This window comes from Mesobacillus jeotgali, from assembly GCF_900166585.1.
Lineage (GTDB): Bacteria > Bacillota > Bacilli > Bacillales > Cytobacillaceae > Mesobacillus > Mesobacillus jeotgali_A.
The window spans coordinates 1,315,481-1,331,767 of sequence record NZ_FVZC01000009.1; the positions used below are offsets into that span (position 1 = coordinate 1,315,481).

Below are 16,287 nucleotides of genomic sequence, written 5' to 3' on the forward strand. Positions count from 1 at the left end.
GCGGCTTGTTTTTGTTTATGATATGACATCATATAGTTGCTCATCTACATGATCCAGAAGCGGACTCTGTCCACCCATGGAAAGAATGTACAGCTCATGCATCGCTCTGGTACATGCAGTATATAGTAATTTTCTCTCCTCATCTCTTGTATAGGATGAAGAATCGAAAATAATAACTGCATCGAATTCAATTCCTTTTGCAAGGTAAGTTGGTATCACATTCACTCCATTTTCAAACGTCATCGTTCCTTTTTCAATCAGCCTCGCATCATGTTCCATCTTAATCATCTCGAAAGCGGTTTTGCTCTCTGCGGCAGTTTTGCATATAATAGCAATGTTTTTGTGTCCATCAGCCTTCAAGTCTGATATTAGCTCAATCGTCTTTTGGCTGTGGGCTTTACTATCGCCACTATGGAGTAGTATAGGTTTTGGCCCTTTCCGATTGAAAGGTTCTATCAATTCTCCTCCTTCAATCAGCTGCCGGGTGAATTCGACTATTTGTTTTGTTGACCTGTAGGTTTTTGTAAGCTTATAAACTTCCTTTTTGCCAAAGTCGAGCGCTGCCTCTGAAAGGATCGTCTGAGCCCCAGTCGGTCCCGAGTAAATCGCCTGGTTCATATCACCGAGCAGGGTCATTTTACTGTATGGGAAAAGCATCTTAATATAAGCAAACTGGAAAGGAGTATAATCCTGAGCTTCATCTATAAAAACATGGCGAATGGATGTATTTGATTTCCTGCCCTCGATCAAATCCTGAAGATAGAGAAATGGAGTTGCATCCTCATAATGTATCGTTCTCTTTTCCAGTGCATTAATTGTCTCGCGGCAAATTTCGTCCCAAGTAATAGATCCAACTTCTTCCTGAATATTGGAATCCTTAAAGAAATTGATGAATAACGCCCTATTATTAATAAATTTCAGCTTCTTAACTGCATTGAAAAGAGGCTTGAAACGTTTTTTGACAACCATCTCAGAAAGCCATCTTTCTTCCCGGTCGTAATCATGGAATGTATTATCCTTTTCGCCTTGCTTTTTCTGGCTTTGTTTGAACGACTCAAGGTAATCTTCTTTATCAAGGAATTGTATTTCTTGTTCCACCCATTCCTGTGACTGTTCTGCTTTCGCCTTTTTCTTCAGCTCCTTTATGAGCCACTCTTTGACCAGCTGGATCCTGTTGGGTATTGAAATGGCATTGTCGAGTGAATCATAGTATTGAGCTATTTCTTGCTTAGAAATTATTGTCCTTTTCATTATTTTTAAGTTCCTGAAGACAAGTGTCTCCTTTGATAGCTTTTCTGCGTAACGATCCAGCAATTCTTTAAACTCCAGACTGGTCTTGAATCGGATACCTTCAACTCTTTTCTGGTAACTTGCATTTTTTTCAGCTGCAAGGAGATATTCCATCTGCTCGAATGGATCTTCCAAATTATAATCACCGCCAAAGCGCGATAAAAGATATTCCTGGAATGTAGCCTGCTGCATGTTTTCTTCGCCTAGTTCAGGCAGCACAGTTGCCACATAACTATTGAAAAGCGGGTTAGGAGAGAAAAGCATTATATTTTCAGAGGTAATGATATTCCTGTATCTGTAAAGCAAATAAGCAACGCGCTGCATTGCAGCAGAAGTTTTGCCGCTTCCAGCTACACCCTGCACGACAACCAGGCTGCTTGAATCATTTCGGATAATTTGATTTTGCTCTTTTTGTATAGTTGCTACAATGGTCTTCATTTGAGTGTCGGCATTATTCCCGAGAACTTCCTGAAGCATTTCATCCCCAATTGTTACCCCGGTTTCAAACATAGCCTTGATTTTTCCCGCTTTGATGACAAATTGGCGTTTAAGCTTCATCTCGCCCTTAATAGTCTCTGTTTCTGTATCATATTGGGCTGGACCCGGCGAGTAGTCGTAATAAAGGCCTGAAATAGGGGCTCTCCAGTCATAGATGAGGAAATTTTCTTCCCGTTCGTCCATCAGTGAAGCAATGCCAAGATAAATGCTTTCCGTTTTGTTTTCACCATCTTCTTTAAAATCCACTCTGCCAAAATATGGAGAGAATCTCAGTTGGGATAAAGTCTTTAGCTGTTTCACCATTTGTGACTGTGTACGTTCTCGCTCAGATAAAAGGGCAGCCTGCTGCTTGATACTTGTAAAGGTTTCCGCTACATCATCTGCTTCATCAAAGTTGACGGTAACATCCTCCCAAAATGTCTTCCTAATCTGTAGAGCATCCGAGCCGACATCACTTGTACTAGCTTTCCATTTATCGGCCTTACTATCAATTACTTCGATGATGGATTGAACACGCTTCTCTTCGATTTTTAAGTCTTTTAGCTGGTTTTCTTCCATGAAATTCACTCCCCAACTCATGCTCTTTTTACTTGACAGATCTTTTGCTTTATGTTATTGTTAAAATAGATTTATTGTGCCCATTAACAATCACAAATACTGTACCAACTTCCATTTTACTATGTACATATTTTGAATACAAATACATTTACAGTGAGACCACCTTTTAAGGTGTTTTTTTATTTTTAGCTGATCTTCTTAATATATTTATTCGAATTCTGTCCATCTTAAACATACAAAATCCATCCAAGCAGCAACTCAACCCAACCCGTTTTTTAGGTTTATAACTTTAAATCAACAATAAAATAGCCTACAAATTGACTTAGGCCAATTTAATTAATATTCTATACACAGACTGTCATCTTAAAATAACATTGTAAATGCATATATAGATTAATTGGTGAATTAAAATACCTTATTAAATTAGAAATTATGGAGTGAAATATGGAGAACTGGCTAACTGATATAATGAGTGAGTATGGATATATGGGAATACTGTTTCTAATTGCATTAGAAAATATTTTCCCCCCTATACCTTCTGAAGTGATATTGACGTTCGGTGGTTTTATGACAACTACAACAAATCTAAGTATTTTAGGTGTGGTGGTTTCTGCAACTGCCGGTTCCGTCTTGGGAGCAATAATTCTTTATATAATTGGTTTGCAACTTGATGTAAACAGGTTAGAGAAAATAGTAAAAAGATGGGGGCATATTCTCCGCATAAAAATAAGCGATATTCATAAAGCAGATGCCTGGTTTGATAAATACGGACCCTGGACGGTATTCTTTTGCCGATTCGTTCCTTTGATCCGCAGTTTAATTTCCATCCCTGCTGGTATGTCCAATATGAATATAGGTTTGTTTCTTGTATTCACAACAGTAGGTACTTTAATTTGGAATATTGTCCTTGTGTATTTGGGTGCATCGGTAGGAGGCTCCTGGGACGTAATAGTAGAATATATGGATATATACTCAAAGATTATTTATGCTATATTGTTTATCCTCTTTATCGTACTGTTATTTATATTTGTGAAGAGAAGGAGATAATCTTCTGAGATAACCGTTTCTAATGTTGCATCAGCCTCTTCTAATTTTAGATTCGTAAACACAATAAAACAGAAAAATGGCGTGTAAAACTGTTATCAGTTTTCACGCCGTTTTCATTTTCACTCAAGCCGTATGAATCCTAAAAATGTCTATTAAAATTTCATCAGTAAATGTAATACTCCATAAAGATGAGTACTTATTTTTTAGGCCGAGTGTGTATTGTATTTAGATACTGAACTTTATTACAGACGCGATATTCTCAGAAGTGCTTCTTACATACGCACCAGCATTTTCAAAAGCATCTTCAAGTGAAATGACACCTGGAACAATGCTGAAAAGGGCGTCAATCCCATGCTCATGGACAATCTTACTATCCTGCGCCACATGACCTGCAATGGCAATGACAGGTATTTTGTGAAGTTTTGCCGTCTTGGCTACCCCGATTGGTGTTTTGCCAAATATGGTTTGACCGTCGATCTTTCCTTCACCGGTAATGACAAAATCAGCATTCACAAGCTGCTCCTCAAGATTAGTCGCCTTAATGACAATATCTACTCCACGTTTTAAATCCGCCGACAGAAAAGCCAACAAACCGCCACCTAGACCTCCAGCCGCGCCTGCACCTGAAATGTTTTCGATATCTTTGCCCAGATCTTTTCGTATAATCTCTGCAAAATGGTGTAGATTCGTGTCCAGCACTTCAATCATATCTGCTGTTGCACCCTTTTGCGGCCCGAAAATATGGGAAGCGCCGCGAAGACCAGTCAATGGATTATCCACATCACAAGCCACTTCAATATTCACTGCAGATAATCTTTCGTCTGCATGCGTTACATCTATCGAGGCCAACGAACCTAGTGATCCACCGCCCTCTCCGATTTCCTTGCCATCCTTATCGAGGAACTGAACACCAAGAGCCCTTGCCATCCCGGCACCACCGTCATTTGTGGCACTTCCCCCTATACCAATGATGATATGCTTAACACCAACGTCAAGAGCAGTAGCAATTAATTCACCAGTCCCGCGCGTTGTTGTGACTAGCGGATTGCGCTTCTCCCTGGGTACTAGATGGAGTCCTGAAGCGGCAGCCATTTCAATAATCGCTGTCTTTTCATCCCCGGATATACCAAAGAATGCCTCAACTGGTTCACCAAGAGGCCCAGTTACAGTTTGTGAGATTATTTTCCCCTGAGTTGCATCAACTAGAGACTGCACGGTACCTTCGCCGCCATCAGCCATTGGAACTTTTATAAAAGTTGCGCCTGGCAGGATTTTTTTCATGCCAGCCTCAATTGCATCTGCAGCTTCAAGTGCTGTCAGACTTTCTTTAAATGAATCTGGTGCTATTACGATTTTCATACTCAGCTTCTCCTCTCTCATAGAACGGAGTAATTTTAGGAAAGGTCTGGATTTTTCAGCAATCCAGACCGTTTTTTATAACATAAATCCTATCCAAAAAATTTAAAAATCCCAAAGATCAATGTAGATACTATTGCAAGAGTTAAACCAACAGCTGTTTCGTATGGGATTAACTTCAGCCGTTCTTTAATTTCCATATTCACACTTCCTCCTGTTGCGTGGAAGAAGCTGCCGTGCGGAAGGTGATCAAGCACAGTCGCTCCGGCATGGACCATCGCGGCACCTGCCAAAGCAGTTACGCCCATTTCCATAATGGTTGTTCCGAAGACCTGTGAGGCAACCGCAGTCCCAGCCGTAGTCGATGCAGTAGCAGCGGACATGAAGATACCTGATACAGGGGCCAGGACGAAAGCTGGCAGTCCAAGCGCATCCAGACTGTTTATTAGAATATCCTTCAGACCAGAATTAGCAATGATCCCTGCAAGTGTACCAGTCCCTAAAAGCATGATGGCAACACCGGACATTTTCCCTAAACCTGATACAGCGTACTCATTAATATGCCTGATCCGGCCCATTGCAAGTGCACCTGCAATCCCGCCTGCTGGCAGTGCGATCATCGGATCAATGTTAATATCAAACAATGGACGAAGGGCGAGCAAAAGGATTGTTACCAATGGAGCGATAACCGCAGGCAGAATACGCGGCAGCTTGCCATTAACTTTTGTTTCACTCTCTTCTATTGAAACGTTTGAACCTTTTTTAACCAATCTTTTTGCCAGGATATAAGTAATTGCAAGTCCGAATACTGCCGGGATAATTCCAGCCGCCATAATCGACGTTAAAGGAACTTCGAAGGCATCTGCTGCTGCAATCGCGTTCGGATTGGGTGACATCAGATTACCTGCTTTACCTCCACCAATCATCGCAAGCAAAATGGCCATTTTCGAAATACCGGCTCTTCCAGCAATCGCTAATGCAATGGGAGCAACGGTGATGACAGCGACATCGATGAAGACACCAACAGTAGTCAGGATCATCGTAGCAATTGCCAATGCAAGCAGGGCACGAGTTTCCCCGACTTTCTTAACAATTGTTTCGGCAATGACAGCCGCAGCACCTGATTCAATCAAGACACCCGCCAGGACACCTGCAGCCAGGATGCGCAATACTGCTGGAATAATTCCCTTGGCACCTTCCATCATCAAAGCTACTGTATTTGTTACATCAACGCCGCCTACTAGACCGCCAATCAGTGCTCCAGCAATCATTCCATAAGCAGGTGAAACTTTCTTTAAAATTAAGAAAATAGCTACTATAAGGGCTACTAATGCGCCAAAAGCGCTTACTTGAACGTCCACCTTGTATTCCTCCTTCAATCTTTAATTACTCCAATTGTAAGCGCTATCTTAATGGTTTTCATTGGTCAAACCATCAAAAAAAGACCTGTATTAATACAGATCTTTCGTGCATTTGCACAATCATTCCAGTTCATTATTTAGAAAGGACAAGTAAATATGAAGTAAATCCGTTGTTTTGCGAGGGTCCTTACCTGTTATTTCTGTAATTTTGTCCAGCCTATACCTGAGAGTGTTCCTATGTATAAACAGCTTTTGCGCAGCGCTATTCATGTCACCATTCGTTTCAATTAATGCTTTAAATGACTCCGTCAATTCCCCTTTTGAATCTTTAGCCTTCAACATCAAAAAATAAGGCTGCAACTCTTCCGTCAATCCAAACTTGGATGCGGTTAGGAGGAACACAGGAAGATAATAATCCTCATACAGAAAAATATCTTTGTCAGGGGCTAATTTCAAGCCTGCTTTCAATGTATGGTCCGCCTGGTCATAAGACTTAGCCAGCCCAGATAGGCCCGGATGGTATTGTCCAATACTGATTTTTATGTATGCCTTTTTTGTGGATTTATAACCATTGATCCATCCATCTGCAAGCTTCCTGAGCTGTGAGGCGCTTCTTGAAGGTTGGATTGTTTTTAAGACAACGATCCTGTCATGCTGCATCAGTAATAGGTCTTCTTTTTCCAGGCGACTCTTAAGATAGGCAAATGTTTTTTTCCTGTCCTGAGTCAATATAACAAGAGCCGCCCGAGGCAAATCCAGATCAATCCCTAAACGCATGGCCCTTTCCATGAAAAGTGGATCCATCTTCCCTTCATAATGGATAATTTGGCTGACTAGCTCTTCCTTTAGCCTCTCGTCCCACTGGATTTCATTAATCAATATCGCCTGCTGCAAACTCAGCTCCGCTGCCATTCGGACGAGTTCCCCAAAACTTCTGATTTCCTCCGGTGCACCTGTTATTCCAATTACACCGATAATTTTTTCGTCAAAGTAAATAGGAAGATTGACGCCTGCCTTTACACCATGGAGCCTTTTTGCCTCTTCTTCACTAATTTCATAACCCGAACCCTGTTTGATGACATTGACAGCACCTTCATGGACATCATCAATACGATTTTTGTCCCCTGACCCAATGATTACCCCACGGTTATCCATCACATTGATATTTTTCCCGATGATTCCCATCGTCCGGTCAACAATCTCCTGGGCCAGCTGCTTGTTTAAAAAATCCATTCAAAAACCCCGCCTTGCAAAACAGATGTATTTCTATTATTGCCTATTTAACCTTAAAGGAACATATAAACCGTTTCAGAAGAAATATTGCTGTACATATGGCGGCCGTCCTCTAGCTAAATTGTCCATTAAATTACTTTTCTGAAACATTTGCCGTCCTTATCCCTTTGAAATGTCTATTAAATCTCGTTTCTTGGACATTTTTCGTACCACATGCTCTTGAAATGTCTATTAAATCTCGTTCTTAGACATGCTTAAATCTCTATTAAACCTCGCTTCTAGACATTTTACATCCTATTAAGAAAAAAATCACATCAAAATATTAGTCATTCCCTATAAATATAAAAGAAGCGTGAGGCACTTTTGCCTCACGCAAACAATTTTATTTAGTTAGTGCATGCTCTACCTTGATGCATCGGTCCATGATGACGGTGTAATTTTTTTCCTTCAAGAAGCGGTAAGCTTCCTCGTTTTCGAGGCCGAGCTGTGCCCAGAAAATATCTGAATCGATTTCTGCGAATTCCTCTGCTACTTCCATTAAGTATTCTGATCTGCGGAAGACATTAACAATATCGACATGACCATCAATCTCCTTTAGTGACTTAACAGCTTTGACTCCAAGCACCTCTTCAACTGTTGGATTTACAGGGATGATTTCATAGCCAGCATCCTGCATGGCCTTAGATACCATATATGATGTTCTCTGTGGATTGGCACTTAAGCCAACTACGGCAATCCTCTTTGACTTTTTTAAGATCTTGCCGATTTCCTCACGGCTCGGGTATTTCATTTCCATATTCTATCCCTCCAAGTTTGTTTTCTTTATTTTATCGTACCCTCACTAAGACTTATATTAACTTGCCTCAGATTCTGTTTCGTCATAGTTTTAGGAAGTTGTTTTATCAATCTGCTTCTTTCTCTTTTTGGCGAGGGTGAACTGGTCAGCGATGACAGCCAATAAGGTGCCAAGGATCAAGCCATTATTCAAGATGGAAACTAGAACAGGCGGAACATTTCGGAAGGCATCGGCTGGGACGAACATGGCACCCACTCCTGCAAGGAGGGAAGTCCCTATGACCAAACGGATCCTGGACTGGTCCTCGTCACGATCGATTTCTGAAAAAGCAATGCCAATCATATTTGCAAAAATAACAAAGGTGACGGAATAACCGACAGGTGCTGGCAGTGCGGCAAATATAGACATAACATGCGGCAGCATGCTTGCTCCAATAATTAGCAGTGAATTTAATATAAAGGGCAGCAGCTTAGTGATTCCCGTCGTAGCTATGAAACCGGCGGCTCCTGAAATCGGAACAGAACCAATCGCAGAAAAAATTCCCCCAAGTATCTGGTTGATTCCTGCAGTATATCCGCTGGCACTATAACGTAAATCGCCATGCTTAGCACCGAGGTTTTTTAAGACTTGCCTTGTGACCCTTATACTGGCAAGCATATTGGTGATCAACAAGAACGTTATAAATACGGCAGTTACCATAAGGCCTGAATCAAAAACAGGCATGCCAATAGCGAGAATATCGGGAAATGCAAAGACTGGTCCCTCGTAATGTTTGAAGGCTGCTCCCAGGTCCAATATCTCAAAAATCAGCCAGCCTGCACCCAGACTGATCAATATTGCATACTGGCTGATCATCTTTATATGATGACGTGTTAAATAAAAAGTACAAGAAACCATAACCAAACTGAACAGGGTGACATGCAGATTCACTTCACTCTTGCCGCTACCTATTCCCATCATACCGTTAAGAAACGAACCGCTTAATTGAAGGACCAGTAACAGCAGATAGATTCCGCTGACGACTGGTGTGAACAATTTGGCCAGTTTTTCAATCAGTTTAAAGAAGCTTAAAATAAAAAAGACAATCCCGCTGATAATCATTGCCCCCTCTAGTGCCTGAAGGGTTTCAATGTTTGAAGTAAACAATGCAGTACTTAAACCAGCATAAATAGTGAAAACGCCCCACCATAAGCCAGCAGGACCTTCGTTAATTGGCAGGCGGTGGCCGATTACTGCCTGCAAAAGGCTGGATATACCTAATACGAACATTGTCCTTTGTACCAGTCCTGTCGTCTGTAATTCATTTAGCTGAAATAAATCTCCTATTGCAATCGGTGCCACAATTGAACCGGCAATAATAAAAGCCATCCACTGTATGGCCGAAAAAATTGTTTTCATATAAAGATCCCCAATCCCAATCTGTAAGTCTTTCTGTTCACTGTTTGGTTATGTATTCAGTCTATAATAATATAGTATTTAAAGATATACGAAATGAGGATGAGTTTTTACATCAAGGGCATTTTTACTACCCATTCCTATTTCTCGTGAAAAATGATAAAAGGACACCTATAAAGGTGCCCTTTTGGTTAATAGCTCGTAAACCATAAAATTCTTTGAATCCAGTAGATAATATATTTAAACGGTGTCATCTTGTCCTTATTTTTTTCATAGTCATGAGTGTAGATAGCAGATTCGTTATTCCAAATCCTTTTAAAATACTGGTCAACATCCTTGGTGACTTTGCTATCAGAGGGGGCATTTACTTTAATGTTGGTTTCCAGGTTCAAATCGTCCAGGTTCCTCCTGGTGAAGTTGGCTGAACCTCCAAGTATGACATCCTTTTTCTCCCGATCAAAATATATCATTTTAGTATGATATTGCTCTTCTCCTGTGTTATACCATTTGACTTCAATATTTTCACTGCCAAGGTTTTTGATCTCTGCAGAAACTGGTATATTTGGAAGCCCGGTTTTCTGATTTCCAAAGGCATTTTTATTAGGATCCAGAATGATATTGATTTTTGCCCCCCTGTCAGCAGCCTTATCTATCTCATCAATCACTGTTCTTTCGGCAAGATAGAACATCCCAATCCAAACATGATCACCTTTACCGCTTTTTTTCAACTCCGATAACACATGTTTGAGAATTTTACCTTCTGTCAGAACTTGCACCTCAATAGCACCCTTTTCTTTAACCGGTTTAAACTCTGGAAGCTGGCTTCCTCCGGAAAAATTGGCTATTGCTTGTTCTGACTTAAGAATATCTCCGATGATATTACCTTTGGTTTCAAATGCGATATTGGAGTGGAAACCACTGGCATCATGAGGATTTGCGGATGCAATAATGGCTGTTTTTTCAGTAACAAACACTTTCCGATGATTCGCCTTAAGGTTCAGCAATTCCAAATATGAACGAAGCGTCACATCAGGAGCATTCTTGGCCATTGGATTTGGCACCCAGCCTTCTCCGGATTCACCAAACCACTGAAAGAACAATCTCCAAACTGCTGAATAAAGAGGATTGGAATCGCGAAGTGGATCTAACTCCGTAAAGACGACCTCGATGTCATTCTCCCTCAGGTCTTTTAAAAGCTTTGATTTATGGGAACCATAGGTGAGGTTAATTTCATCCGTGATGAAGACAATCTTGAGATTCTCGTGTTTCTTTTTTTGGGCAATCAATTTATCGCTAATGTTCTGACTTATTTCTGGATACCCAAGATCATCGTTATAGTATCCATTGAACAGAAACATATCGAGTACTATAAATTCTTCCGCTTCACCTATCCTATTTAAAACTGTATCAAAAATCTGATGTTCTATCTTTTTTTCGCCATCATCATCTTCATAGGTCAGGTCATAAAAAAAGCGGATATCCTTGACCCTATGAACATCACCTTCATAAGAAAGTCCAGGCGGCAGGTCTTTATGCGTATGATAATAAGCGGTCGACAGTACCATTAAGCCTAAGATTAGCAAAATCATCAATCTTTTTCTTTTTAACATACTTTTAACCTTCCCCATCGTCCAGGACTCCTTAAAATTTGATATTATACTTATTCACTTAATGAGCAAGTTATAAACTTAGCAAGCAAGGAGTAATGAAGAAGTCTAAATTAACAAACTCGAAGGTCTGGGTCTGCAGGAAATTCACCTCATTCGCTTATTGGTTTTTTATAAAGGCTCTTTTCTGAAACTTTGTTGCTAATGACTACGAAATCTTATTGAATGACCTATGTTTGTACACAAAAAATCAGCTTATTATGAGTAAAGAGCTTGCACACTTAATGCCGAACAATAAAAAGACATTCTATCACCTTAAAATCGGCTCTGGGATTTTAATAACATTCTTTACGAAAACAGCCTTTAGAAAAGAAGTACCACAAAGGGACTCTTAGATACAGCAATTATTAAATTTAATCAAAGGTTTGAACCATCACTCTCCTTTGTTTCAAGAATTGAATGGAGTTTTTAGAAGAACGTGGTAAAATAAAAGAACCGTAAAATCACTAAAGGAGAATATTTCATGGCATTAAACGCAATTATTATTATTCTAGCTTATTTGCTTGGATCGATTCCTTCTGGATTGATTGTGGGGAAGGTATTCTATGGCAAAGATATTCGTGAACATGGAAGCGGGAATTTAGGAGGCACCAACACATTTCGTACTCTTGGTGTGAAAGCAGGCATGGCTGTGAGTATCGCTGATGTACTGAAAGGAACCCTTGCTGCCAGCCTTCCCCTGTTGCTGGATGCTGATATTCACAGCCTGCTGGTTGGAATCTTTGCAGTAATCGGGCATATGTATCCTATTTTTGCTGGATTCCGCGGTGGAAAAGCCGTGGCTACTTCAGGCGGTGTGTTGCTGGCCTATGTACCAGTTTTATTTTTGTTCATGCTTATCTTCTTTTTCATAAGCTTGTACACTACCAAATATGTTTCTCTTTCTTCAATATTGACAGGTATCGCCGCATTCATTTATTCGCTTTTCACACAGGATCTTCCTCTTATCATAGTCGTAGCTGTCCTGGCAACCTTCGTCATTTACAGGCATAGGGAGAATATTAAGAGAATCCGTAATAAAACAGAACCAAAAATTAAATGGTTATAAAAATCATCACAAAAATATATATCGGCAAACCATTAATTTGGTTTGCCGATTTTTTATTTACGGACAATCCCGAATGCCTTTAATGCCTGGCCTAAATTATTGTACATTTTTACATTATCAAAATTAATCCCTAGAGTAACAACCGAGTGGGCTAGTTCTGGGCGCATTCCAGTGAGGTTGACATCTACTCCAGTAAGCCTCAGACTGTCTATTATCTTAAAAAGCTCCTGTGCGACCATGGTATCGACGATAAATACACCTGAAAGGTCCATGATCAGGCACTCAACTTCTTGTCGAATCGTTTCCTTCAAGGTGTGTTCCATCAATATTCTTGCCCTATGGGTATCGATATCACCAATGATTGGAAGAACTGCCACCCCATCCACTATCGAAATAACAGGAGTGCTTAATTCATCAATGACTTCTTGTTGTGCTTTAAGCCGTTTATTTGCCATTCCTGTAAATGAAGCAGAAAATATTAGGATTATATCGTCAATGAATTCGTTGATGACTTTCCCCAACATGAGATTTTCTGCAACGCTCTGTTTGGCATCACCCTCTACGATTGAAATTAACTCATCACAAAGTACACTGCGGACAATATGAAAATGACTGATCGACTGGGTAAGTGAAAGGCCTTGCCTGACTTTATCTTCACTGATGCTTCTTCCCCAACCAAGAATCTCCTCTTCAGCTGACTCACCCATAACCGCCTTTTCTAACAGATGAAACAGCTTCCTCATCTGTTCTATATATTTTTCCCTTTTGGTTTCTAGCGCAAGTTTAAGGAATGTTTCCGGCTGGTTTTTATGGATTTTGTCAATAATCTTTTTTATTAGATGTTCTTCTCTTTCCATCAGCAATTGTTTAAATATAATCTCCATGCTTATAACCCCTTTTAAGTATTCCTGGTTGTTCTTCACAGAAAAAATATTGTTCTTTATGATGAACACCTTGTTATTATTGGTATATTTTAAATGATAATGTCATATAAATTCGAAAGTAATCGAAAATACGCACTCTTATCCTATCATTCAATCCCTGATGAAATTACCCAACTCTTTATTATTTCAAACAAGGCTGGTAAAAGAACTTTTAGAAGGAAGGGATATTTTTAAATATGAGCCATCCCCATATCTTTCATCCTGACTGTGATATCCGGGAGAATTCTTCATCTGTCCCTGATAACATTCCAAAGGAACTTGTGTATGGACAATCTGATGACCTTTTAAAATCACGAGAAAATAGGTCAATAACTCACTGTTGCCTGGCACCCACAAAGGATGAACCAGGATTTATGCATTTAGAGAAAATGAAGGAAGACTTAGAAGGCCAACTTAAAAAGTTGGATCAGGAAATACTTGAAAAACAGCAAACTTTAAAAATGATAAAAGAAGGAATAAGCAAAGCATCCGGTGGTTTTCGTTATGGATCTTCAAGCCAACTCGCTGCTGGTTTAGCGCACGAAATAAGAAATCCATTAACAACCATAAAAGGCTTTATCCAGTTATTGAAACCTGAGCTTCATACCATTGGAAAACAAGAAATAGCAGATGTGGCTTTAGAGGAAATCAACCGGGTAAACTCCTTACTTTCCGAATTTCTATCAGTATTGAAACCAAAGTCCCCAGCGAAGAAAAAGGTATCAATAAATCTTCTGGCAATTAACATCCATAAACTCTTCGCAAGCCAAGCAATCCTGAAGGGATTTGATTTCGAAATTGACCTTCCGAATGAGGAATTTTTTATTAATGCAGATGAAAATGCAATAAAGCAGGTTCTTGTCAATTTATTAAAAAATGCGATGGAAGCTGTAGAGGGAACTGAAAAGGGAGCCATTAAAATGAGGGTCCAAAAATATGGAGATTTGATTGTTATAAGTGTTATTGATAATGGCATCGGAATAGATGAATTATCGCTTAAAAAGATCTTCACACCTTTTTATACAACAAAGACAGAGGGAACAGGTATCGGATTGGCAATCAGCAAACAGATAATAGAAGATCATGAGGGACGAATGAGCATCACTACTGAGACGTCAAGAACCATTTTCCAAATCCAACTTCCATCTCTATAAATAGTTAACCTATGGATAAGTCAATAAGTTGTCATATAGGATTCATTCCTATATCAAGAAACCTTGGTAAAATAAAAATAAGAACACGGGAAAGAAGGCGGACTGGAATGGAAGAAGTTATAAAGCTGACTGACCATTTTGTTTATACAACCTCAACAGCTGAAGTCACGCTGCCAGATGATTTTATTGTTGAATTCCTAGCAGATTTTCAAGATTATAATAATCCAAAGATAGTTAAGATAAAGAATTTGGATGAACTAATGGACTTTATAGAAACTATCGATAACGAATAAAATGCGGTCCTCAAAGGACCGCATTTTTTATACTTTCAGTAATTTGAAATTCCCGACCCCAAAAACATCCTTAATATAATCGAGCTTGGTATCTTTAAAATAAACCCAGTCTCGTTCATGGATCAGGATTGAAACCTGGTCAAATGTGTAAATTTTATCTTGATCTAAAGGTCGCTCTTCCAGAGCAACTCTGAGCTGTGGTCCTCCTCAGCCAATTCCCATGGTCAGGCGGATATAAAGCTTTTCTCCATCCTTGCTTTCTTTTTGAATCGCATTCAAAAGTATATTATGGGCACTCCCTGTTATCTTGAACAACTTCCTCCCTCCTCTCTTCATTATTTTTTCAGGCCGGATGTTTCAAATTATGACAAATCCTTGAATTTAATATTGAAACATATATATTTAACACCAATCTTATACTATATTAATTTCAGGGGCAAAAAAATAAATAAGCCTCATCATTCACTGGGGAGATTTATATGAGAAAAAAGAAAAAAACTATTTTCAGTTTAACTGTTGCTGCCGGTTTGAGTATTATAGCAGGTACACTTTCGTTCCAAATGTACCATGAAGCCGAGGCAAAAGCATCAAACGTAGTGGTAAAAGCACAAAATTCACATTCAGAAAGAACCCTGGATGTCTCAGGCAAGAATCTTGTGGAAACAGTCAAATTAGGTGCAATCGGTGACATCCTGATTCACGACACTGTTTATGAAGACGCCTTCAAAAATCCTGGATATGATTTTAAGCCTATGTTAACCCATGTAAAAGAGCATTTAGTTGAGCCAGACCTTTTGCTTGCGAACCAGGAAACACTTTTAGGCGGAGTCGAAATTGGTTTATCCAGCTACCCAATGTTCAATAGCCCTGTAGAAATTAGGGACGCATTGATGGATTCAGGAGTCGATATCGTTTCCAATGCAAATAACCATTCACTTGATAAGTCAGAAAAAGGTGCTCTTGCCTCAATCAGAAATATGGAAGCTGCCGGCCTCCCTTATGTTGGTTCTTTCAAAGATGATGCAGACAAAAATAAATTACGGATTTTAAATAAAAACGGGGTTAAAGTTTCCTATTTGGCTTACACTTATGGAACAAACGGTATTCCAGTTCCTTCAGGCAAGGACCATCTGGTCAATTTGATTGACCGCGAAGCAATGAAGGCGGAAATCCGCCGTGCCAGGGCAGAATCAGATGTGGTTGTTATGAGTATCCACTGGGGAAATGAATATCAGCGCTTTCCTGCCGAAAATCAAAAGGAGCTTGCCCAGTTCCTGATCAATGAAGGTGTCGATATTATCTTTGGACATCACCCGCATGTTCTCCAGCCAATGGAATGGTTGACTGCTGCTGACGGAAGGAAGGCACTTGTTGTTTATTCCTTGGGCAACTTCCTATCCGGTCAAATGTGGGATTATAAGGATATTGGCGGGCTGGCGACTGTGCAGGTTACAAAAAGGGTCACTCCTGGTGGGACTGAAATCACTTTAGATCATCCAGAATTTTTACCTACTTTTGTATCCAGTAGCAGACAGAGCAATTATAAGGTTGTTCCCCTGCAAGAAGCGGGTAAATTTGGACTCGCTGGGGCAGAAAATAAATATAACGAAATCATGCATCATATGACGCAATACATTAAAGAATAATTCTGTGAGTGCCCGGCAAATG

General features: G+C 39.9%; 13 protein-coding genes. 5 read left to right on the forward strand and 8 right to left on the reverse strand.

Translation table 11 applies throughout. The features are described from left to right. Positions 1 to 15: 15 nt before the first annotated feature. Positions 16 to 2,346, reverse strand: a complete 2,331-nt coding sequence (helD, locus tag B5X77_RS16675) for an RNA polymerase recycling motor HelD (RefSeq protein WP_079509071.1) — start codon at positions 2,344 to 2,346, stop codon at positions 16 to 18. Positions 2,347 to 2,790: 444 nt separating this feature from the next. On the opposite strand from helD, the gene B5X77_RS16680 reads away from it, so the two are divergent. After that, on the forward strand, positions 2,791 to 3,393 hold the full coding sequence (locus B5X77_RS16680) for a DedA family protein (protein WP_079509072.1): 603 nt from the start codon (positions 2,791 to 2,793) through the stop codon (positions 3,391 to 3,393). Between the two features lie 225 nt (positions 3,394 to 3,618). Here B5X77_RS16680 and B5X77_RS16685 read toward each other — a convergent pair whose 3' ends face one another. The 6 genes from B5X77_RS16685 to B5X77_RS16710 form a co-directional block, all read right to left on the reverse strand. Continuing rightward, positions 3,619 to 4,752 (reverse strand): glycerate kinase, encoded by a 1,134-nt coding sequence (locus B5X77_RS16685; protein ID WP_079509073.1) that lies wholly within the window; start codon positions 4,750 to 4,752, stop codon positions 3,619 to 3,621. A gap of 89 nt (positions 4,753 to 4,841) precedes the next feature. Beyond that, positions 4,842 to 6,110 (reverse strand): GntP family permease, encoded by a 1,269-nt coding sequence (locus B5X77_RS16690; RefSeq protein ID WP_079509074.1) that lies wholly within the window; start codon positions 6,108 to 6,110, stop codon positions 4,842 to 4,844. 120 nt (positions 6,111 to 6,230) lie between these two features. Beyond that, on the reverse strand, positions 6,231 to 7,343 hold the full coding sequence (locus B5X77_RS16695; protein WP_079509075.1) for a sugar diacid recognition domain-containing protein: 1,113 nt from the start codon (positions 7,341 to 7,343) through the stop codon (positions 6,231 to 6,233). 382 nt (positions 7,344 to 7,725) lie between these two features. Then, entirely contained in the window at positions 7,726 to 8,139 is a 414-nt protein-coding gene (locus tag B5X77_RS16700; RefSeq protein ID WP_079509076.1) for a CoA-binding protein, read from the reverse strand. A 90-nt stretch (positions 8,140 to 8,229) separates the two neighbouring features. Beyond that, a complete protein-coding gene (locus B5X77_RS16705; protein WP_079509077.1) occupies positions 8,230 to 9,537 on the reverse strand; it encodes a purine/pyrimidine permease in 1,308 nt (435 codons plus the stop codon). A gap of 188 nt (positions 9,538 to 9,725) precedes the next feature. Continuing rightward, a complete protein-coding gene (locus tag B5X77_RS16710) occupies positions 9,726 to 11,162 on the reverse strand; it encodes a phospholipase D family protein (protein WP_079509078.1) in 1,437 nt (478 codons plus the stop codon). Between the two features lie 502 nt (positions 11,163 to 11,664). On the opposite strand from B5X77_RS16710, the gene plsY reads away from it, so the two are divergent. Further along, positions 11,665 to 12,249: a glycerol-3-phosphate 1-O-acyltransferase PlsY gene (gene plsY / locus B5X77_RS16715; RefSeq protein WP_079509079.1), complete on the forward strand. Its 585-nt coding sequence runs from the start codon at positions 11,665 to 11,667 to the stop codon at positions 12,247 to 12,249. A gap of 53 nt (positions 12,250 to 12,302) precedes the next feature. On the opposite strand, the gene B5X77_RS16720 is transcribed toward plsY, so the two are convergent. Next, a complete protein-coding gene (locus B5X77_RS16720; protein ID WP_079509080.1) occupies positions 12,303 to 13,133 on the reverse strand; it encodes an STAS domain-containing protein in 831 nt (276 codons plus the stop codon). Positions 13,134 to 13,546: 413 nt separating this feature from the next. Between B5X77_RS16720 and B5X77_RS16725 the strand changes: the two genes are divergently transcribed. The 3 genes from B5X77_RS16725 (at position 13,547) to B5X77_RS16735 (ending at position 16,265) form a co-directional block, all read left to right on the forward strand. Next, on the forward strand, positions 13,547 to 14,326 hold the full coding sequence (locus tag B5X77_RS16725) for an ATP-binding protein (RefSeq protein WP_176167356.1): 780 nt from the start codon (positions 13,547 to 13,549) through the stop codon (positions 14,324 to 14,326). 107 nt (positions 14,327 to 14,433) lie between these two features. Further along, a complete protein-coding gene (locus B5X77_RS16730; protein WP_079509082.1) occupies positions 14,434 to 14,619 on the forward strand; it encodes a hypothetical protein in 186 nt (61 codons plus the stop codon). A gap of 479 nt (positions 14,620 to 15,098) precedes the next feature. After that, positions 15,099 to 16,265 carry a CapA family protein gene (locus tag B5X77_RS16735; protein WP_079509083.1) on the forward strand — a complete coding sequence of 389 codons (1,167 nt, stop codon included), beginning with the start codon at positions 15,099 to 15,101 and terminating at the stop codon, positions 16,263 to 16,265. The last annotated feature ends 22 nt before the right edge of the window (positions 16,266 to 16,287 follow it).